The sequence below is a fragment of the Bacillus sp. FSL W8-0848 genome (assembly GCF_038007805.1).
GTDB classification, from domain to species: domain Bacteria; phylum Bacillota; class Bacilli; order Bacillales; family Bacillaceae; genus Bacillus; species Bacillus glycinifermentans.
This window is the reverse complement of record NZ_JBBOYB010000001.1, coordinates 2,748,341-2,769,029: the sequence shown is the minus strand read 5'-3', so window position 1 is coordinate 2,769,029 and position 20,689 is coordinate 2,748,341. Positions and strand designations below refer to the sequence as shown.

Annotated in this window: 19 protein-coding genes and 1 pseudogene; 16 read left to right on the top strand and 4 right to left on the bottom strand. The window is 47.4% G+C overall.

The window, feature by feature from the left end:
* Positions 1 to 65 precede the first annotated feature (65 nt).
* Complete coding sequence (locus NSQ39_RS14520; protein WP_046129287.1) at positions 66 to 911, top strand: YtnP family quorum-quenching lactonase; 846 nt, start codon at positions 66 to 68, stop codon at positions 909 to 911.
* 77 nt (positions 912 to 988) lie between these two features.
* Positions 989 to 2,686, top strand: coding sequence for an NAD-dependent malic enzyme (locus NSQ39_RS14515; protein WP_216899598.1), 1,698 nt, complete (start codon positions 989 to 991; stop codon positions 2,684 to 2,686).
* A 40-nt stretch (positions 2,687 to 2,726) separates the two neighbouring features.
* Here NSQ39_RS14515 and NSQ39_RS14510 read toward each other — a convergent pair whose 3' ends face one another.
* Positions 2,727 to 3,041, bottom strand: coding sequence for a PepSY domain-containing protein (locus NSQ39_RS14510; RefSeq protein WP_046129285.1), 315 nt, complete (start codon positions 3,039 to 3,041; stop codon positions 2,727 to 2,729).
* Positions 3,042 to 3,179: 138 nt separating this feature from the next.
* On the opposite strand from NSQ39_RS14510, the gene NSQ39_RS14505 reads away from it, so the two are divergent.
* On the top strand, positions 3,180 to 4,253 hold the full coding sequence (locus NSQ39_RS14505; RefSeq protein ID WP_175076657.1) for a M42 family metallopeptidase: 1,074 nt from the start codon (positions 3,180 to 3,182) through the stop codon (positions 4,251 to 4,253).
* A gap of 34 nt (positions 4,254 to 4,287) precedes the next feature.
* Here the strand turns inward: NSQ39_RS14505 and NSQ39_RS14500 are convergent, their stop codons facing one another.
* A complete protein-coding gene (locus tag NSQ39_RS14500; RefSeq protein ID WP_048355221.1) occupies positions 4,288 to 4,734 on the bottom strand; it encodes a YtoQ family protein in 447 nt (148 codons plus the stop codon).
* A 252-nt stretch (positions 4,735 to 4,986) separates the two neighbouring features.
* Here NSQ39_RS14500 and NSQ39_RS14495 point away from each other — a divergent pair, with 252 nt between their 5' ends.
* From NSQ39_RS14495 to NSQ39_RS14435, 13 genes and pseudogenes are all read left to right on the top strand, one after another.
* On the top strand, positions 4,987 to 5,343 hold the full coding sequence (locus NSQ39_RS14495) for a thioredoxin family protein (RefSeq protein ID WP_175076667.1): 357 nt from the start codon (positions 4,987 to 4,989) through the stop codon (positions 5,341 to 5,343).
* Between the two features lie 19 nt (positions 5,344 to 5,362).
* Positions 5,363 to 6,172 (top strand): DUF1444 domain-containing protein, encoded by an 810-nt coding sequence (locus NSQ39_RS14490; RefSeq protein ID WP_175076658.1) that lies wholly within the window; start codon positions 5,363 to 5,365, stop codon positions 6,170 to 6,172.
* Positions 6,173 to 6,189: 17 nt separating this feature from the next.
* Complete coding sequence (gene ytpR, locus NSQ39_RS14485) at positions 6,190 to 6,795, top strand: YtpR family tRNA-binding protein (protein WP_046129280.1); 606 nt, start codon at positions 6,190 to 6,192, stop codon at positions 6,793 to 6,795.
* 1,680 nt (positions 6,796 to 8,475) lie between these two features.
* Positions 8,476 to 9,975 (top strand): annotated as a pseudogene (locus tag NSQ39_RS23110) (DNA translocase FtsK); the annotation flags it as partial.
* A gap of 275 nt (positions 9,976 to 10,250) precedes the next feature.
* The gene (gene murC / locus NSQ39_RS14475; protein WP_175076660.1) at positions 10,251 to 11,549 is read left to right on the top strand and encodes a UDP-N-acetylmuramate--L-alanine ligase; all 1,299 of its coding nucleotides are present in this window, start codon (positions 10,251 to 10,253) and stop codon (positions 11,547 to 11,549) included.
* Between the two features lie 148 nt (positions 11,550 to 11,697).
* On the top strand, positions 11,698 to 12,108 hold the full coding sequence (locus NSQ39_RS14470; protein WP_341015624.1) for a DUF948 domain-containing protein: 411 nt from the start codon (positions 11,698 to 11,700) through the stop codon (positions 12,106 to 12,108).
* 14 nt (positions 12,109 to 12,122) lie between these two features.
* On the top strand, positions 12,123 to 12,524 hold the full coding sequence (locus NSQ39_RS14465) for a YtxH domain-containing protein (protein ID WP_046129276.1): 402 nt from the start codon (positions 12,123 to 12,125) through the stop codon (positions 12,522 to 12,524).
* Positions 12,525 to 12,546: 22 nt separating this feature from the next.
* Positions 12,547 to 12,870, top strand: a complete 324-nt coding sequence (gene ytxJ / locus NSQ39_RS14460; RefSeq protein ID WP_175076661.1) for a bacillithiol system redox-active protein YtxJ — start codon at positions 12,547 to 12,549, stop codon at positions 12,868 to 12,870.
* Between the two features lie 333 nt (positions 12,871 to 13,203).
* Entirely contained in the window at positions 13,204 to 14,280 is a 1,077-nt protein-coding gene (locus tag NSQ39_RS14455) for a bifunctional 3-deoxy-7-phosphoheptulonate synthase/chorismate mutase (protein ID WP_046129274.1), read from the top strand.
* Between the two features lie 319 nt (positions 14,281 to 14,599).
* Complete coding sequence (ccpA, locus tag NSQ39_RS14450; protein ID WP_175076662.1) at positions 14,600 to 15,604, top strand: catabolite control protein A; 1,005 nt, start codon at positions 14,600 to 14,602, stop codon at positions 15,602 to 15,604.
* 88 nt (positions 15,605 to 15,692) lie between these two features.
* Complete coding sequence (motP, locus tag NSQ39_RS14445) at positions 15,693 to 16,505, top strand: flagellar motor protein MotP (protein ID WP_175076663.1); 813 nt, start codon at positions 15,693 to 15,695, stop codon at positions 16,503 to 16,505.
* Entirely contained in the window at positions 16,495 to 17,166 is a 672-nt protein-coding gene (motS, locus tag NSQ39_RS14440) for a flagellar motor protein MotS (protein WP_175076664.1), read from the top strand. The genes motP and motS overlap by 11 nt, the downstream gene beginning before the upstream one ends.
* Positions 17,167 to 17,253: 87 nt before the next feature.
* A protein-coding gene (locus tag NSQ39_RS14435; protein WP_231947364.1) for an IS3 family transposase occupies positions 17,254 to 18,809 on the top strand; the annotation gives its coding sequence in 2 pieces (ribosomal slippage) (positions 17,254 to 17,911 and positions 17,911 to 18,809; 1,557 coding nt in all).
* Positions 18,810 to 18,884: 75 nt separating this feature from the next.
* On the opposite strand, the gene NSQ39_RS14430 is transcribed toward NSQ39_RS14435, so the two are convergent.
* Complete coding sequence (locus NSQ39_RS14430; protein WP_046131904.1) at positions 18,885 to 20,045, bottom strand: acetoin utilization protein AcuC; 1,161 nt, start codon at positions 20,043 to 20,045, stop codon at positions 18,885 to 18,887.
* Positions 20,042 to 20,686, bottom strand: a complete 645-nt coding sequence (locus NSQ39_RS14425) for an acetoin utilization AcuB family protein (protein WP_341015614.1) — start codon at positions 20,684 to 20,686, stop codon at positions 20,042 to 20,044. Before NSQ39_RS14425 ends, NSQ39_RS14430 begins: the two co-directional genes overlap by 4 nt.
* Positions 20,687 to 20,689: the final 3 nt, after the last annotated feature.

Sequence of the window (20,689 nt, the reverse complement as noted above, 5' to 3'; positions counted from 1 at the left end):
TCTGTTTTTTTTTTTGCGTTAAATTGGCCGGATTTTTTTGCTACGATAAGGTGGGAGGGATCATAATGGAAACTTTGCACATCGGCGGCATCAAGCTGACCTGGCTGAACGGCGGCGTAACGCATATGGACGGCGGCGCCATGTTCGGCGTGGTACCAAAGCCGCTATGGTCAAAAAAATATCATGCAAATGAAAAAAATCAGATCGAATTGAGGACAGATCCGATTCTTGTCCAAAAGGACGGAACCAATCTGCTGATCGATTCGGGAATCGGGCGCGGGAAGCTCTCGGACAAACAAAAAAGAAACTTCGGGGTCACGGAAGAATCTTCGCTTGATGAGTCGCTACAGGCGCTCGGCCTCTCAACGGAAGATATTGACGGGGTGCTGATGACCCACCTTCATTTCGACCATGCCTGCGGCTTGACGCGGTATGAAGGGGATGAGCTTGTCTCCGTTTTTCCGAATGCCGCCATTTATACGTCCTTGATCGAGTGGGAAGAGATGAAAAACCCGAACATCCGCTCAAGAAATACATATTGGAAAGAGAACTGGGAACCGGTTCAGCAGCAAGTAAAAACTTTTGAGCAAAAGCTTGACGTATTGCCCGGCATCACGATGCATCATACAGGCGGGCATAGCGACGGCCACTCTGTGATCGTTCTCGATGATTCCGGCGAGACGGCGCTTCACATGGCGGACATCATGCCGACGCATGCCCACCGGAACCCGTTATGGGTCCTCGCTTATGACGATTATCCGATGACATCGATTGCGGAAAAACAAAAATGGCAGGCTGCCGCTGCCGAAAAAGACGCATGGTACATTTTTTACCATGATGCATCCTACAGAGCATTGAAATGGGATGAAAACGGCGATATCAAAGTTTCAGTCAAAAGGCAAAAACGGTAGTTCTCCCTTTTTTGTGAATGGTTTACCCGAATGTTATCCATCCTATAGGTAATTAACATGTGAAAGGAAGGCTACGGGTGAGCTACAAAGATCTGAACGAGCATGTCATTGAAACCAAATTAAGAGGATTTGAAGTGCTTTCGACTCCCATGCTGAATAAAGGGGTGGCATTTCCGCTTGAGGAAAGGAAAGCCCTGGGCTTAACGGGGCTTCTTCCGCCGAAGGTGCTGACGTTGGAGGAGCAGGCGAAGCGGGCTTACAAGCAGTTTCGTTCACAGCCTGACGATTTAAGCAAAAACGTGTATTTGACCGCACTGCATGACCGGAATGAAGTACTCTTTTACAGGCTTCTGAATGATCATATGACAGAGATGCTGCCGATCGTTTATACCCCGACCGTCGGTACGGCGATCCAGCAGTACAGCCATGAGTACAGAAAGCCGCGCGGCCTGTTTTTGTCCGTCGATGACCCGGCCGGGATGAAAACGGCTTTTGAAAACCTGGCGGCTGAGAAGGATCGGATCGACTTGATCGTGGCTACTGACGCCGAAGGGATTCTCGGCATCGGGGACTGGGGAGTCGGAGGGATCGCCATCTCCATCGGAAAGCTTGCCGTCTATACGGCTGCAGCCGGAATTGACCCGAACAGGGTGCTTCCTGTCGTGATTGACGCTGGTACAAACCAGGAGAGGCTCCTAAACGATCCGCTCTATGTCGGAAACCAGCATTCGCGCATCAGGGGGGACCGTTATGAATCATTTATCGAGCAGTATGTTGAGATTGCGACAAAGACCTTTCCGGGCGTCTTGCTGCACTGGGAGGATTTCGGCACGCAAAATGCCCGCCGGATTTTGAAAAAATACAAAGATAAAATATGCACCTTTAACGACGATATTCAAGGAACCGGAGCGGTCACGCTTGCCGCCGTGCTGGCGGCCGTGAAAATCTCAAAAATTCCGCTGAAAGACCATAAAATTGTGATATTTGGAGCAGGTACCGCGGGTATCGGCAACGCCGAACAGATCCGGTCCGCGTTCATCAAACAGGGAATGTCGGAAGAGGAAGCGTACCGCCGTTTCTGGTGCATCGACCGGAACGGACTGCTGACGGATGATATGAACGATTTGCAGGAAATGCAAAAGCCATATGCTAGACCGGCCGACGAAGTGAAGGATTTTGAGCGGAACGGTCCCGGACAAACGATTGATTTGGAAGAGGTCGTCAGGAAAGTCCAGCCGACGATTTTAATCGGAACATCGACCGTCTCAGGCGCATTCACTGAAAAAATCGTAAAAGAAATGGCGTCTCATACCGAACGCCCGGCGATATTCCCGATGTCAAATCCTACGCCTTTATCAGAGGCGAAGCCGGAGGATTTAATTGCATGGACGGAAGGGCGTGCGCTCGTCGCTACTGGAAGTCCATTTGACCCCGTGCAGTATAACGGCACGGAATACGTCATCGGCCAGGCGAACAACGCTTTTGTGTTCCCGGGCCTCGGACTCGGAACGCTCGTCTCAAAGGCAAAACTCATCACCGATAACATGTTCTTTGCAAGCGCCGAAGCGATTGCAAATATGGTTGATGTCGGCAGGCCGGGAGCGGCCCTGCTGCCTCAGGTGGAAGATTTGCGGACGGTGTCGGCGACCGTCGCTGTGGCTGTTATAAAAGCGGCCATCCAGGACGGGGTTGCCGGATCACAGCCCCAGGATATCATTCAGGCGGTGCAGGACGCGATGTGGCATCCGGTTTATCGGCCGATTCGCGCCATATAGCAAAGATGCGGCCCATCCAGATGGCCGCATCTTTTTTTCATTACGCCGCTGTCTCAATGACATCAACGATCATTCCTGTTTTTGCGTCAACCATGACCTCGTATTGCTCAAGCTCTCCTAAACATGATCTGGTGATCCCTGTTTTATAGACGATGACGGTTTCGCCGTTGACGGTATAAGGCTCTGGGACGGTATATATCCAGGACCCGTCGATCGGTCCCCTCTGCTTAAAAGCCGATTTGACGATCCGCAGCGCTTTTTCCGAGGAAATATAAGGGGTCATGACATATCGTTTGACAGCGATGGCTGCGGCGATGCCGATCCCGGCTCCGATGAGAAAATGGCGCAATTTCATAATCATAGCACCTCCAAGGCTTCTTTTTTCCATTATACAGAACATGTCCTTCTCTGTTAAGGATGGGGTCTGCTGTGGAAACATATTGTATACTTGCTGTAAAATGTGTTTGAGATACATACGAAATGAGGGAAACTGATGAATCAGGAAACGAGAAAGCTTTTTCAAACGCTGACCGAACTTCCCGGCGCTCCCGGCAATGAACATCACGTCCGGGCTTTTATGAAAAAAGAGCTGCAAAAATACGCCGACGAGGTCATTCAAGACAGGCTCGGAAGTGTATTTGGCGTGAAAAAGGGGCGCGAGGGAAGCCCGAAAATCATGGTCGCGGGTCATATGGATGAAGTGGGATTTATGGTCACATCCATTACGGACAACGGAATGCTCCGATTTCAAACGCTCGGGGGATGGTGGAGCCAGGTTCTTTTGGCACAGCGCGTTGAAATTCATACGGAAAACGGACCGATTCCGGGTGTTATCGCCAGCACTCCGCCGCACCTTTTAACAGATGAACAGCGGAAGCGTCCGATGGATATTAAAAACATGCTGATCGACATCGGTGCGGATGACCGCGAAGATGCCGAAAAGATCGGTGTCAAGCCGGGACAGCAAATCGTCCCGATCTGTCCGTTCACCCCGATGGCGAATGAGAAGAAAATATTGGCGAAAGCGTGGGATAATCGCTATGGCTGCGGGCTGAGCATCGAATTGCTGAAAGAGCTCCACGGGACGGAGCTCCCGAATACGCTGTATTCAGGAGCGACCGTTCAGGAAGAAGTCGGCACGCGAGGCGCCCAGACCGCGGCAAACATGATTCAGCCCGATTTGTTTTTCGCGCTTGATGCAAGTCCGGCAAACGACTCCAGCGGGGACAAAAACGAATTCGGCCAGCTCGGCAAAGGCGTGCTGCTGAGGATTTTCGACCGTTCCATGGTAACCCACAGCGAAATGAGAAACTTCGTGCTGGATACGGCCGAATCGAATGATATTCCGTATCAATATTTCGTCTCTGCAGGCGGCACCGATGCAGGCCGCGTCCACATTTCAAACGAAGGAATTCCTTCAGCCGTCATCGGAATCTGTTCAAGGTACATTCACACATCGGCCTCGATCATTCATGTTGACGATTACCTGGCTGCAAAAGAATTGATCATTCGTTTAGTCAAAGCGTGTGACAGCTCTTTGGTCAAATCGGTTTTGCAAGCCGACTAAAATGATGAAACCTGTGCCGTAAGCACAGGTTTTTTTATTCGCTTTCAAACACGTATGACAGCGATTTGATCGCCTGGTTGACGGTTTCAACGGTGATATTGGCTTTGTTTGACAGCTCTTTCAGCGGATGATGCAGAGATTTGGGGCGGATGATGATCAGCGGTTTTCCTTTTGCAATGGCGTAGGAAGCATCCATGGCCGTGTTCCATTGCTTATACTTTTCGCCGAAAAGGGCGATGACAATATCCGCTTTGTTCATTAAAACCGATGTTCTGAAATTGTTTAAATCGGAAGCCGCATCGTCTTTAGCGACCGGGTCGGTCTGCTTGCCCAAAATTTCTTCTCCGATGTTGTCTGACCGGTCGTGATGTTCCATCGGTCCGACAAATGTGACAGGCAGTTTCAGCGATTTCGCCTTTTCCTTTACTTCCTCGCGCCAGTTGCTATGTATTTCCCCGGCAAGATAAACGGTAAATTCCATACAGGATTTCCTCCTTCCTTGTTTTAAGCTTTGTACGCCTTATCGGATATTTTTACCCGTTCAGCTTTCATGTTAAACGAGAATGGGTTGATAAAGCAAAAAAATTGTGCTAATGATATGAAGAAGGTTTCAAGCAGGCGTCATATCAGATTTTCCCCGCAGAAAAGGGGTATGATACATAAAAGAACAGTCATCCTTGGACCGGTGCCGGCAAAAATCTGGCGATAGAACCCGTTGTCTGGTATGATCCGAATGGATGATAAGAACAATACACTGGAGGCGTTGATCATGAAAAAAATCGAATCTAATGAAGAGCTGCAAAAAGCCGTCAATGATGACTTGTCCCTGCTGATGTTTTCAGCTGACTGGTGCCCGGACTGCCGGTTTGTCGAACCGTTTTTACCCGAGCTTGAAGCGAATTATCCCGAATACACATTCTACTATGTAGACCGCGACAAATTTATCGATACATGCGCCGAGCGGGATATTTTCGGAATCCCGAGCTTTCTCGTATTCAAAAACGGAACAGAAATCAGCCGCTTTGTCAGCAAAGACCGGAAAACGAAAGAGGAAATTGAACAATTTTTGACCGATTCCCTGAAAAAGTAGCAGAAAGGAAGTTCCCTCTATGAAAATGACGTCAAGGAAACTTTCCGATATCTTAAAAAAACGATTGCAAAATAAAAGCTGGACCTTTTATTTTGACAGAGAAAAAGATACGCTGAGAATTGAAGATAAAGCCACTAAAAAAGGCATTACCCTCGAGCTTCCCGGCATCATCGCCAAATGGGAGCAAAAAAAAGACGAGGCCATCGATGAAGTCGTTTATTATACCGAGGAAGCGCTGAAGGCAATGAAGGGCCAGGCCCAAGAAATGGAGGGGCGGGAAAGCCTGATTTACCCCGTCATCCGTTCGACGTCATTTCCTGAAAAGTCGAGTGCCGGGATTCCGCTTATATTCGACGATCATACCGCTGAGACGAGAATCTACTACGCGCTGGATCTTGGCAATACGTACCGGCTGATTGACGAGAAAATGCTTGAAAAAGAAGGCTGGACAAAAGAGCGGATCAGGGAAACGTCTTCTTTCAATCTTCGCTCGCTCAAAACCGTTGTCAAGGAAGACGTTGTAGCCGACAACCGCTTTTACTTTTTCAGAGCAAACGACGGCTATGATGCAAGCCGCGTGTTGAACGAATCGATCCTTGCCGTGTATGAACAAAAAGCTGAAGGAGCGCTGGCAGTCTCCATTCCGCATCAGGATGTATTGATCATTGCTGACATTCGCAATCAGGCAGGGTATGATATTCTCGGGCAAATGTCGATGAGCTTTTTTGCGAGCGGAACGGTCCCGATTACGGCGCTTTCGTTTTTATATGAAGATGGAAAGCTTGAACCGATCTTCATTCTCGCTCAAAACCGCCCGAAAAAGAAATGATAGAAAGGATTTTTTTGATGAACGCATTTTATAATTTAGAAGGAGTAGGCGACACGCTTCTCATCTCTCTTCACGACATTCCGCGCGAGAACATGGCTTTCGAACGCTTCGGAGATGTCGTTAAAATCTTTGATAAAGAAACACAAGAAACATCAGGATACAACATCTTTAATGCCTCATCTTACATGAACCTGACCGAAAACGGACCCATCGCCCTTTCTGAAAGCTTTGTCCAGGATGTAAATGAAATTCTGGTCCGCAACGGATTAAAAGACGAGCTGACCGTCGACCTTTCTCCGAAGTTCGTCGTAGGTTATGTCGAAGAAAAAGAAAAGCACCCGAATGCCGATAAATTGAGCGTCTGCAAAGTCAACGTGGGAACAGAAACACTGCAGATCGTTTGCGGAGCTCCGAATGTTGAAGCAGGCCAAAAAGTCGTCGTCGCCAAAGTCGGAGCCGTGATGCCAAGCGGCATGATCATCAAAGATGCCGAGCTCCGCGGTGTGCCGTCAAGCGGGATGATCTGCTCTGCAAAAGAATTGAACCTTCCCGACGCGCCGAAGGAAAAAGGGATTCTCGTCCTTGATAACAGCCGTGAAGCCGGAGAAGCCTTTGAATTTTAAAACGGCATAAAATGAACCAAACGTTCGAATACATGTGAAAGAAGCCGCTGGGTCAAAAACTTGGCGGCTCTTTTATTCGTCGGACGGACAGGAAGCACCTTGTTCTTTTCTGGCGGGTGAAGCAATGGTATACTAAAAACCGTCCCCGAAAAATTCAAGGGAGTTAGAGAGTGATGATTCATGAGCTGGATTAGCAAAATGTTCGGCCTTTTTTTAGGCGAAGATGAACATAACGAAAAAAACACGAAAAACATGTCAGAGGAGCCGCTTTCAGGCTCGTCTTTTGAAGAAAACGAAGACATGCCGCAAATATCAGACGCAAAAGTCGTTTATGAATACCCAAAAGGCAAGTTCCGCTTCCCGGTGATTCCTGATCAAAAAACACAGCAAAGGGAAAATACAAGGAAGCCTCAGCAAAGACAAAGGCAACGCCATTCCTACAGCAACCCTGCAACAAGGCAGCGCCCATCCGATGTTTCAAGAAATGATACGGAAAAACCGGCTAAAAAGCCATTTAAACCGTCGGTCATCCCTTCGCCGATTTACGGCTATCACGAACAAAAAAGAATCAAGCCAAACCATTTGCCGGCCAAAAAGCAAAAAGAACCGCGCGTGACGCTTCTCACGGAAGAAATTGAAAAGGAACAGCGCTTTTTTGAACAGCCAATCCAAAAAGCGCCTTCTCACACTGTCAGTCAGCCGGCGGCAGATCCGGAAAAGCCGGATCAGAAAGCGGCTGTCGTACGGGAAAACAGCGTTTTTGATGAAGCAACAATATCCCGTGCATATGATGATGAACAGGAAGACCTGCGGACCGTTCGGGAAGAAAGCGATACGCAGGCTGCGGGAAAATCCGCCGGCTATGTTGAGGAAACAGAATCCCGTGCATATGATGGTGAACAGGAAGAAGCGCGGTCCGTTCGGGAAGAAAACATGCATCAGGCTGCGGAAAAATCCGCCGGCTATGTTGAAGAAAAATCCCGTGCAAATGATGGTGAACAGGAAGAAGCGCGGTCCGTTCGGGAAGAAAACATGCATCAGGCTGCGGAAAAATCCGCCGGCTATGTTGAGGAAACAGAATCCCGTGCATATGATGCTGAGCAGGAAGACCTGCGGACCGTTCGGGAAGAAAGCGATACGCAGGCTGCGGAAAAATCCGCCGGCTATGTTGAAGAAAAATCCCGTGCAAATGATGGTGAACAAGAAGAACCCCGGACCGTTTGGGAAGAAAGCGATATACAATTGGCGAATGACCGCGGAGACTCTCTTAATGAAACAGAATCCGGAGCCTCCGATTTAACAGATGAAGCGCCGGTCGAAAAAGCCGGAGAAAGCGGGGAAGAGCAGAGCTTTTTCGAAGAAAAAGGGGCATCTGTACATCCGCCGCTCTCCTCAGAGGAAACGGGAGCGCTTATGAGCAAGGCTGGAGACCTTGGAAACGAAGCGATGTCAAGTCAAGGCATTAAAATGGGTGATGGAAACCAGTCGCCTGAACAAGCAGAAGAAAACGAACAGGCATTTCCTGCTGAACAAAGCCGTAAGGACCCTGAACCGCAAATCGTCAACAACGAATCGCAAGCAGCCGTACGTGAAAAGAATGAAAGCCAAGAGCTTTCCGATTCGAAGGCCCGCGGCAACGCAAGCGGAGATTTGACTGCGCCGAAACCGAAGCACAGGTCATCTTCCGTACCGTTTAATGTCATGATGTTTGCTGCAGATAAACAAAAAGAAAACGCGGCAAACGCCTCCCGCGGATACGAGTTCCCGAGTTTGGCCCTGCTTGATGTTCCACCAGCTCAAAAGCGGGACGATCAACCATGGATAAACGAGCAGCGGGAGCTGTTGGATGTGACCCTCGAAAACTTCAATGTCAGAGCGAACGTTGTTCATGTTACACAGGGGCCGTCGGTGACAAGGTTCGAAGTGCACCCAGAACCTGGAGTGAAAGTCAATAAAATTACAAACCTATCGGATGATATCAAACTGAGCTTATCGGCAAAAGACATCCGCATCGAGGCGCCGATTCCCGGAAAGAATACGATCGGAATCGAGGTTCCGAACCTACATAGCAAGATGGTGTATTTGCGCGAAATGATCAGAAGCCCGGAATTTAGAACAAACCCGTCTCCTTTGACGGCGGCTCTCGGGCTCGATATTTCCGGACAGCCGGTGGTCTGTGATCTGAAAAAAATGCCTCACGGATTGATTGCAGGGGCTACGGGATCAGGAAAAAGCGTATGTCTGAACACGATTTTAGTCAGCCTGCTGTTTAAAGCCGACCCTACAGAGGTGAAGCTGTTGCTCATTGACCCTAAAATGGTCGAGCTTGCTCCGTACAACGAAATTCCGCATCTTGTCAGTCCTGTCATTACAGATGCAAAAGCGGCTACGGCGGCCTTGAAGTGGGTCGTTGAAGAAATGGAGCGCCGCTATGAATTATTCGCGCACTCCGGAGTGCGCGATATTGAGCGCTTCAACGAAAAGGTTCATGAAAAGAAAATGGGCGAAAAACTCCCATATCTCGTTGTCGTTATCGATGAGCTTGCCGATCTGATGATGGTCGCCCCGAATGAGGTCGAAGAAAGCATTTGCCGAATCGCCCAAAAAGCCAGGGCGTGCGGCATTCACCTGCTGATTGCGACACAGCGGCCGTCGGTCGATGTCATCACAGGCTTGATCAAAGCGAATATCCCGACCAGAATCGCATTTTCCGTTTCAAGCAACGTCGATTCAAGAACGATTATCGATATGGCCGGGGCGGAAAAGCTGCTTGGAAAAGGAGATATGCTCTTTTTGGAGAACGGGTCCGGCAAACCGGTGCGCCTTCAGGGGAACTTCGTATCTGACCGCGAAATTGACCGGGTCGTTTCCCACGTAAGGAAACAGCAAAAGCCGTCTTATTTATTCGAGCAGGAAGAGCTCGTCAGACAAAATCCGGCAGGCTTTGATCATGACGAACTGTTCCTTGAAGCGTGCGAATTCGCCGTTGAACAAAACAGCGCCAGCACCTCGAGCCTGCAGAGGCGGTTTAGGATCGGCTACAACAGGGCCGCCAGATTAATCGATATGATGGAAAGAGAAGGCATGATATCGGAAGCAAAAGGAAGCAAGCCGAGAGAAGTGCTGATCACGCGTACGGATTTGGAACAGCTGATAGAAAGTAGTTCACTTTTCAGCTAAACATGGTATGATAGCTGTTGGGCGTGTTTTTTTTAAAAAGTTTGGTGCGCCATAAGAAGAAAGCGCCGTAAGCGGCGTTTTCATCCGTTTTAAGAGAACCTTTCGGAAGGTGCAAAAAATCTTTCGAAAGGAAGGTTTAATCAATCTTAAAAATGCCTGATACTAAAAATATCGAAGCAAGTTAGAAGAACATTGATGCGGCCAGGCTTTAGGTTGCAAATTGAAATAAGCGTCATATACTGGGAAGCAGATAGACGTTTGTTGGAGGTACAATTATGACTGTTTATCATTTTGTCGGAATAAAGGGGACAGGTATGAGTCCGCTTGCCCAAATTCTCCATGATAATGGATATACTGTCCAAGGATCGGATATCGAAAATTATATTTTTACACAAAAAGCGTTGGAAGAAAGAAATATTCCGGTTTACCCTTTTGATCCCGAAAATATTAAACCGGGAATGACCGTTATTGCCGGAAACGCCTTTCCCGATACGCATCCCGAAATCGAAAAAGCCCTTGCAGACGGGCTTCCTGTCGTTCGGTATCATAAATTTCTCGGGGAGTACTTGAAGAAGTTTACAAGCATTGCGGTCACGGGCGCTCACGGAAAAACATCGACGACAGGGCTGCTGTCGCATGTTATTCAAAAAGCAAAACCGACATCGTATTTAATCGGCGACGGAACAGGAAAGGGAAGCGAAAACAGCGAATATTTCGTACTTGAGGCGTGTGAATATAGAAGGCATTTTCTGAGCTATCAGCCGGATTATGCAATCATGACGAATATTGACTTTGACCATCCCGATTACTTTGCAAACATCGATGATGTGTTTGACGCCTTTCAAACGATGGCTCTGCAGGTGAACAAAGGGATCATCGCGTGCGGGGATGACGAATACTTGATGAAGATCCATGCCAACGTTCCTGTCGTATACTACGGCTTTGCGGACGAAAACGATTTTCAGGCGAGAAACGTCATCAAAAATACGGAAGGCACCACTTTCGATGTTTTTGTCCGGAATACATTCTATGACACATTCTATATACCGGCTTACGGAAGCCATAATGTCCTGAACGCGCTGGCCGTCATTGCGCTTTGCCATTATGAGCAGGTCGATGTCGACATCATTAAAGAAGGGCTTAGAACCTTCAGCGGCGTCAAACGGAGATTTAATGAAAAAATCGTCGGCAATCAAGTGTTGATTGACGATTACGCACACCATCCGACTGAAATCACAGTGACGATTGAAGCGGCAAGGCAGAAGTATCCTGATCGTGACATCGTTGCGGTATTCCAGCCGCACACTTTTACGCGGACGCAGTCTTTCCTGAACGAATTTGCGGAAAGCCTGAAAAAAGCCGATTATATCTATCTTTGTGACATTTTCGGCTCAGCCCGCGAGAATGCAGGGAAGCTGACAATCGCCGATCTGCAGGAAAAAGTAGGGCAGGCAAAGCTTATCGATGAAAATGACACAGCCGTTTTAAAAGAGCATGAAAACGGAGTTCTGATTTTTATGGGAGCCGGAGACATACAAAAGTATTTAAAAGCATATGAAAATGTATTAGCGTAACATAAAAAAGGCAGTGTGAGTCCATTCCGCTGCTTTTTTGTACATAAAGGAATTCAATGGTCCGTGTAGAAAAATATATACAAAAGAGGTTTACAATTCGGCCAGTTGGGTATAAACATCACTGTAAGCCGTACATAAGGAGGATTAGATGATTATTATTCTTTATTTAAGCGCTGCACTCATTGCCGTAGCTTTTCTCATTTTAGTAATCTACTTATCAAAAACGTTAAAATCGCTTCAATTGACGCTTACAAACGTGGCATCGACTTTAGAGGGGCTTGAAGGACAGATGAAGAACGTGACAGCGGAGACCGCAGAGCTCCTTCATAAGACGAACCGCCTGGCGGATGACATCCAGGAGAAATCGTTGAAGCTGAACACGGTGGTAGACGCGGTTCAGGAAGTCGGCACATCGGTCCGCCAGTTTAACGCTTCGATTCAGCAGGTGTCTGACTCTGTTACGTCAGCGGCAGAACAAAATCGCGAGAAAATTTCTGAAGTTGTGAGCTGGAGCAATGCAGCTTTGGAAATCTGGAATAAATGGAAACAAAAAAGATGAAGGAGGAATAAAACATGGGCAAAGAAGGAATGAATACTAGAGATTTTCTCATCGGCACGTTCGTAGGCGGTATCATCGGAGCAGCGACGGCGTTGTTTCTGGCGCCAAAATCAGGGAAGGAGCTGCGCGATGACATTGGGAGCCAAGCCGCTGTGATCAAAGATAAAACGTGCAAACTGACAAACGAAGCGAGAGAAAAAGGTGCGGAATATGTCAGCATTGCAAAAGATAAAACGTCTTCGATTTCACAGCTTGTCTCCGATCGATCCACACAACTCATGGATAAAGTCAAAGACCTTCGAGCCCAGGGAACAGATAAGGCCGTTGAGCTGAAGGAAGATGCTGCCTCTGCGATTGATGAGGCTGAAGAGGAAGCAAAAACTGAAGGAAAAGAAACAGAGACAGCCCAGAACTAATACGCAGAAAGGGAAGATCATCATGTCAAAGCAGCTCATTCAAACAGAGGATGAATTTAAACAGCTGGAAACGGACCGCACATTCGTCTTTTTTAAGCACAGTACGACATGTCCCATCAGCCGGCGCGCGTTCGAGGAATTTGAAGCATTTGCTGAAGGACACGAAGACATTCCGGCATATTATTTAACGGTGCAGGAGAGCCGCCCGTTGTCAAACTATATCGCCGAGCAGTACGGGATCAAGCACGAAAGTCCCCAGGCAATCGTTTTTGAAAACGGGAAAGTAAAATGGCATGCTTCCCATTCACAGATTACCGCTCATGCGCTTGCGGAAAACAGCAAATAGGCTTTTAGAAGCGAAAAAGGCCAATTCGTACAGCGTCTTGGTCTTTTTTTGCCGTTCTTAAAATCAGCGGATATATAAAGCAGAGACCGATTTGCAGCGGTTATACGCTCGATCAAGTTAAAGAATCAATCTCAGATTCTTTTTTTTATTTGTCGAAGGTAAAAAACCCGCACAGACAAGGGATAAACTGCATATCATACTTTATCACTTAAAAGCGTTTGGGTAATAAAGAATTTTTTCGTGACAATTCAACAAACATTGTTTATAATAAACCCTAATAATTGAATCATTCTTATTTTCATAGGGTGAGGCCAAAAAGAAAGGATGGAAAACATGAGCAATACTGAACTGGATTTGCTGAGGCAGCAGGCGAACGAATTGAACTTGCAGATTTTGAAGTTGATTAACGAACGGGGCAGAATCGTTCAGGAGATTGGCAAAGCGAAAGAAGCGCAAGGAATTAACCGCTATGATCCTGTGAGGGAAAGAGCGATGCTGAACAGCATCATTGAAAACAACGACGGCCCTTTTGAAGATTCTACCATTCAGCATATATTCAAAGAGATTTTTAAAGCCGGACTTGAGCTTCAGGAAGATGACCACAGCAAGGCTCTTCTCGTCTCCCGGAAGAAGAAGCCTGAAGATACGATTGTCAATATTAAAGGCGAAACAATCGGCGACGGCGAACAAAGATTCATTATCGGCCCCTGTGCCGTTGAAAGCTATGATCAAGTAGCCGAAGTCGCAGCGGCTGCAAAAAAACAAGGCCTGAAACTGCTTCGCGGCGGAGCATTCAAGCCGCGTACAAGCCCGTATGACTTCCAGGGCCTCGGTGTTGAAGGCTTAAAGATCTTAAAGCGTGTAGCTGACGAATATGATCTCGCCGTCATCAGCGAAATCGTAAATCCGCAGCATATTGAAGAAGCGATCGATTACATTGACGTCATCCAAATCGGCGCCCGCAACATGCAAAACTTTGAGCTGTTAAAAGCGGCAGGCTCTGTGAAAAAGCCGGTCCTTTTAAAACGCGGTCTTGCCGCAACACTGAAGGAATTCATCAATGCAGCGGAATATATCATTTCCCAAGGAAACGATCAAATCATTCTTTGCGAGCGCGGAATCAGAACGTACGAAACAGCGACCAGGAACACGCTTGATATTTCGGCTGTACCGATTCTTAAACAGGAGACACATCTTCCTGTATTCGTGGATGTCACTCATTCAACTGGACGCCGCGATCTCTTGCTTCCAACGGCAAAAGCAGCGCTTGCTATCGGGGCTGACGGCGTAATGGCGGAAGTTCATCCAGATCCATCTGTTGCCCTTTCAGATTCCGCACAGCAAATGGATATCCCGACATTCGAAAAATGGCTGAATGAGCTGAAGCCGCTTGTACAAGTAAAAGCATAAAGCTTCATTCAACTGGGACCGCTTTTATAAGCGGTCTTTTTTTGTGCATACTAAAAATTGTCGAAAAAAATTCTTATTTTCATAACATGACGCGATTTTTGCGTTTAAATTAATTATAAAAATAAAGGGAACGTTTTCATATTAGGTAAAACCGTGTATAATTTCAGGAGAGCGCTTTTTTTGTTTGAATATTAATGAAAAATAATGTAAACTTAATCTTTGCTTATTTTACATAAAGTTTTACATTTTGACATTTCTCTACATGAAAATGTTTATGCTATAGAAAAAGATTGTACCCAGTTGAAGGAGTGGTAAAAAAATGAGTAATGTTACAATATATGATGTCGCACGTGAAGCAAATGTAAGCATGGCGACGGTTTCCAGAGTCGTGAACGGGAATCCGAACGTAAAGCCGACAACCCGAAAAAAGGTGCTTGAAGCAATCGAGCGTCTCGGCTATCGTCCAAACGCCGTCGCAAGAGGACTCGCCAGCAAGAAAACGACAACCGTCGGCGTCATTATTCCCGATATCTCAAGCATCTTTTATGCAGAGCTGGCAAGGGGAATCGAAGATATTGCCACAATGTACAAGTACAATATTATTTTAAGCAACTCTGACCAAAACATGGACAAAGAGCTGCACCTGCTTAATACGATGCTCGGCAAGCAGGTCGACGGCATCGTGTTCATGAGCGGGAACGTCACAGACGAGCACGTTGAAGAATTTAAACGGTCACCGGTTCCGATCGTGCTTGCAGCGTCTGTCGAAGAAAAAGGGGAAACGGCTTCTGTTGCGATCGATTATGAACAGGCTTTATATGACGCCGCAGTCATGCTGATCGAAAACGGCCACAAGCGCTTGGCATTTGTATCAGGACCGATGCAGGAGCCGATCAATAAGGCGAAAAAGCTTCAAGGCTTTAAAAGGGCTTTGCAGGATAAAGGTCTCGAATTTAAGGAAGAGTTCGTCGTAGAAGGAGACTATACGTACGATTCCGGCATGGAGGCGCTTGATGCGCTCATGAAGCTTGATGAAAAACCGACGGCCGTCATTTCTGCAACAGATGAGATGGCGCTCGGAATCATTCATGCCGCACAGGACAAAGGATTATCGATTCCGGAAGACCTTGAAGTGGTCGGATTTGACAATACGCGCCTGTCATTAATGGTTCGTCCGCAGCTGACGACGGTCGTTCAGCCGACATATGACATCGGTGCCGTAGCGATGAGGCTGTTAACAAAGCTGATGAACAAGGAAGAGGTCGAAGAGCATATCGTTCAGCTTCCGCATCGGATCGAACAAAGACAATCAACGAAATCATAAAAAATAAAACAAGAAAGAAAGCAAGTTTTCACGGTTTTTTTCGTGAAGATCTTGCTTTCTTTTACGTGAGTGGAGAGAATGCAAAAAGATGAAACGTTTTGATTATCTTACACCTGTCGGATTTATGTTAGGCATGCTGATTTTGACGGTCGGCGTGATTTCGGGAGCAGGCCTTTCCGGATTTTATTCGTTTATCGATGTAACGTCTTTTTTTATCGTGACGGGCGGATTATGCGCAGCCGTTTTTATGAGTTTTTCTCCGAAGGATTTAAAAAAAGCGCCGGGCGTCCTGAGGCAGGTGTTTGTTTCGGAAGATGACGACATAAGAGATTTGGTCAAAACGTTTGTCACCCTTTCCGAACAGGCGCGAAAACAGGGAATTCTATCATTGGACGCCGAAATCGGCGAAATGAAAGATCCGTTTTTAAAAAAAGGCTTGCTGCTTGCCATTGACGGGTGGGATGAAGAGACGATCCGCAACGTCATGAACTCGGAAATTGCGGCGATGGAAGAAAGGCACAGAAAGGGAAGAAGAATCTTTGAAAAAGCGGGAGAATATGCGCCTGCATGGGGCATGATCGGTACTCTCGTCGGACTGGTGATGATGCTCAAAAATCTGAACAAACCGGAAACCCTCGGCCCGAATATGGCTGTCGCCCTTTTGACGACACTCTACGGCTCGCTGTTGTCCAACATGCTGTTTATTCCAATCGCCGCAAAGCTTGAAGAAAAGACGGAAGCCGAGATCTTTAAGAAGCAGGTCATGATCGAAGGGATCATCGGCGTTCAGTCGGGAAGAAACCCCCGCAATCTTGAAAGCCAGCTCGTCGTATTCAGCTCCAAAGAGGAATGGAGAAAAAAGCATGCAGAAAACGTAAAGGATAAGGCCCATGAAGCTTAGGCACGAGAGACGAAAACGCGAAGCCGGCCGCAAATCGCCGTCATGGATGATTACCTTTACCGATTTGATTACGCTGATTCTCGTGTTCTTTATTTTACTGTTTTCGATGTCGCAAATCGATTTGCAAAAATTCAAGACCGCTGTCGGCTCTTTTCAGGAGAGAGGGGACAAAAAGGCGGCCGCGGAAGCCGGCGGCGGAGAGAGCATGCCGGGCGAAAGCGAAGATGATTTATTAAAGAAAATCAGCGGCTATATTGAAAAAAACCGGCTGTCACGCCTGATTACCGCAAAGCGCGATGAACGGGGCGTCGTCCTCGTCCTGCAGGAGGCGGTTCTCTTTGATTCCGGAAAGGCGGAAATTAAAGATCAGGCTTACCCGCTATTGCACAAAATGGCGGTATTGTTTAAATCGCTGCCCAACCAGATCGATGTGGAGGGGCATACAGACAGCCGGCCGATTTCCACATACCGATTTCCGTCCAACTGGGAGCTCTCTGCAGCAAGAGCCAGCACGGTCATCGGCTATTTTACGTCAAAAGAAAAACTCGACTCTTCACGCTTTCTGGCGGTCGGATATGCCGATACGAAGCCGGTCAGGGATAATCGGACGGAGAGCCATATGAAGGAAAACAGGCGAGTTGAAATCGTAATCAGAAAATAAAACCAAAAAGGCCTTGCACCGTGATATGCTCCCCTAAAGGTAGACAGATGAAATAAAAAAATCTGTTTGCCTTGGGGGATTTTTTTCATGGCTGGAAAATGGTTTTCAAAAGAAGAAAAATTGAATATTCTATCAGAATGTGATCAGGGCAATAATTCGGTGAAGGAGATCGCAGAAAAATATGGCATTCATGCCGAAACGATTCGTGAATGGAGAACATCGCATGATATGGCGGGTGTGGAGAGTTTGGAACGTTCAAAGCGCCATAAGTTCTATCCCGCAGAATTAAAATACAATGCCGTGAAAGACTTCTTATCCGGACGCTACTCTCAAAGAGAAATCTCGAGAAAATATAAGATTTCCAGTAAATCCGTACTCATGAAGTGGGTTGAGCTTTATAATGGTCATAAAACGTTAAAAGACAGCGGGAGAGGAAGGAATCGTTTGATGACCAAACGGAAGAACGTTTCATTGGAAGAACGGATTGAGATTGCGAAGGATTGTCTAGCTCATGGAAAGGACTACGCCAGATCAATGGAGATTCATCAAGTCTCCTACCAACAGGTGTATCAATGGGTGAAAAAGTATCAAGAAGGCGGAGAAGAGGCCTTAAAAGACAACCGAGGGAAACGCAAAACCGAAGAAGAACTGACACCTGAAGAAAAAATTCAACGGGAAAACAAACGGCTGGAACAGGAAAATGAGCGTTTGCGCGCAGAGAATGCGTTCTTAAAAAAGTTGGAAGAGATCAAAAGGAGGCGGTTCTAAGTCAGGTTCGGTACGAAGATCGATATCTCGCCATTTTAGAGCTGAATCGAAAAGAAGGCTTTTCTGTCCAAATGTTATGTGAGATTGCCGAAGTTTCGCGCCAGGGGTATTACAAATGGAGGAGCCGAGTACCTTCAGCGAGAGAAAAACAGAATGAAAAGATTATCGCCAAAATGGCGCTACTTCACGAACAAATTGGCGGTATCTACGGATACCGCAGAATGACCTTAAACATGAACCGCCGCTTTAAAGAGCGCCTCAATCATAAGCGCATCTATCGGCTGATGAAAATTGCCAAGCTGGAGTGTGTCATTCGGCGGAAGAAAAAACGTTACGGCAAAGCGACGCCTCAACATGTGTCCGAAAATATCCTGAATCGAGAGTTTAAAGCGGACAAACCAAATCAAAAATGGGTGACTGATGTGACAGAGCTAAAATACGGCCATCGGAAAGCGTACCTCAGTGCCATTTTAGATCTTCATGAGGGAATGGTCGTGTCTTATGTGCTGGGGAAATCCAATAATAACGCCCTTGTGTTTAAAACCTTGAACCAAGCGCTTGAGGCAGCCCCAAACGCACGTCCTCTCCTTCACAGCGACAGAGGTTTTCAATACACGTCCCACCAGTTTAGAAGGATGATTGAAAACGCAAATATGACACAGAGTATGTCCCGCGTCGGCCGCTGTATTGATAACGGCCCCATTGAGTCGTTTTGGGGGAAATTAAAATGCGAGAAATACAGACGGAATTCGTACGAGACATTTGAGGCACTTCAAAGCGCAATTGATGAATATATCCACTTTTACAACCACGATCGTCTACAAGAAAAACTAAACGGCCTCAGCCCAGTGGAATACAGGGCTAAAGCCGTCTAGTGTGTTTTAGTTATTTCCACTGTCTACTTGACAGGGTGCAGATCACCGTGCAGGGCCTTTTATTTATAGTGCAAGCTATGACGGACGCGAGGCGGAACGGATCGGAAACAGCGCTTTTGAAACGGTACGCGCATTTTTTTCGGTAATCTCGGCTTTTCTCGGAATTGGAGCATACAGGCCGTCAGGATCGCTCCATGCGGCCGGCAGCGGGACAGACGCTTGTTTTTCCCAGCGTTTCAGCCATTTTTCGGGCATATGGCCTTCAGCCTTGATTCCTTTCATTTCGAGCCAGATTCTCCCCCATGCCCGCGGGACGACCCTCCAAATGTCATAGCCTCCGCCGCCGACGGCAATCCATCTGCCGTCGCAATACTTGTGCGCCAATTCGTGAGCAAGCTTTGGAATTTCTTCATAGATTCTCATCGTTGTGCACAAGTGTGTGAGCGGATCATAGTAATGAGCGTCAGCTCCGTTTTGCGTCAAAATTACGTCAGGCTTGAAAAATTCGGCGATTTCACGTACAGCCGTGAGGTAGGAATCGATGAAAGACTGATCCTCGGTAAACGCGTCTAGCGGAATATTAAACGCGTACCCGTAGCCTTCGCCATGGCCCCTTTCCTGAACCTGGCCCGTTCCCGGGAACAGATAGCGTCCTGTTTCATGAATCGAGACGGTGCAGACAGATGGATCGTCGTAAAAGGTGAATTGCACGCCGTCTCCGTGATGGGCGTCTGTATCAATGTACAAAATTCTGGCGCGGTAGTTTTTCTGCACATAGCGGATCACAACCGAGCTGTCATTATAAATGCAAAAACCGGAAGCTCTCCCTCTGAATCCGTGGTGAAGCCCGCCGCCGAGGTTGAGGGCGTGCTTTGCCTTGCCGGTCATGACATAGTCAGCAGCCGTCAGGGTTCCGCCCACCAAAAGCGAAGCGGCTTCATGCATGCCGGCAAAAACGGGCGTATCTTCCGTGCCGAGACCGTAGCTCTCTCCGTCTGCTTCGGGAAGCTTTCCCCGTCCGGCAAGCTTTACGGCTCTGATATAATCTTCCGTGTGAACGAGGCTGAGTTCAGATTCTGTCGCCATTCGCGGCGCGATGATTTCTCCCTGTCCAAACGCATTCATCGTGTTCAGAAGGTCATACGTGACATAGACCCTGAGCTGGTTAAACGGATGGTCCTGATGAAATTGATAGGTTTGGTAGGAGGGGGAAAAGACAAAGACGCAGTCTTTCATAGCAAATCCCTTTGCTCTGCGGGCCAAAGCACTTGATACCCTATTGATTTTACATCTTTTATGCTTGCTTCCGGATTCATCGTCTGCACGCGAAATACGAGAATCTTTTCATTTTCTTCTTCGCCTGGATAAACGAGCACGCTTGAAATGCCGATTTGCCGCCTGCTGAAAATCATGCTGATATCGGCGAGGCTTTTGGCGATATCATCGGTTTTAATTTCGATCTGCGAGCCGGGAAAATGGGCGCCCGTCAGCCTGACAAACGTATGAAGCAAGTCAGACTTCGTCACAATGCCGACCAGTTTACCGTTTTTCACAATCGGAAGGCAGCCGATTTCGTGTTCGAAAAACACGGCTGAGATTTCCTCGGCGAAATCGAGCGGATGCCCTGTCACGACTTCTTTTGACATGATCAGTTCAACCGGTTTCTGCAAAGCGCCGGCTGAGCTGTTTTGAGCAAAAATACTCGGGGTTGCCGTCTTTACATCCCGATCCGTCACAACGCCGACGACGGTTCCCCGTTCATTGACGACAGGGAGGTGTTTAATGCGGAATGTCCTCATTCGTTTGATCGCTTCTTCGATCGTATCTGTTCTTGAAAGCGTCACAACGTCTTTTTTCATGATTTTTTCAACAATCATATT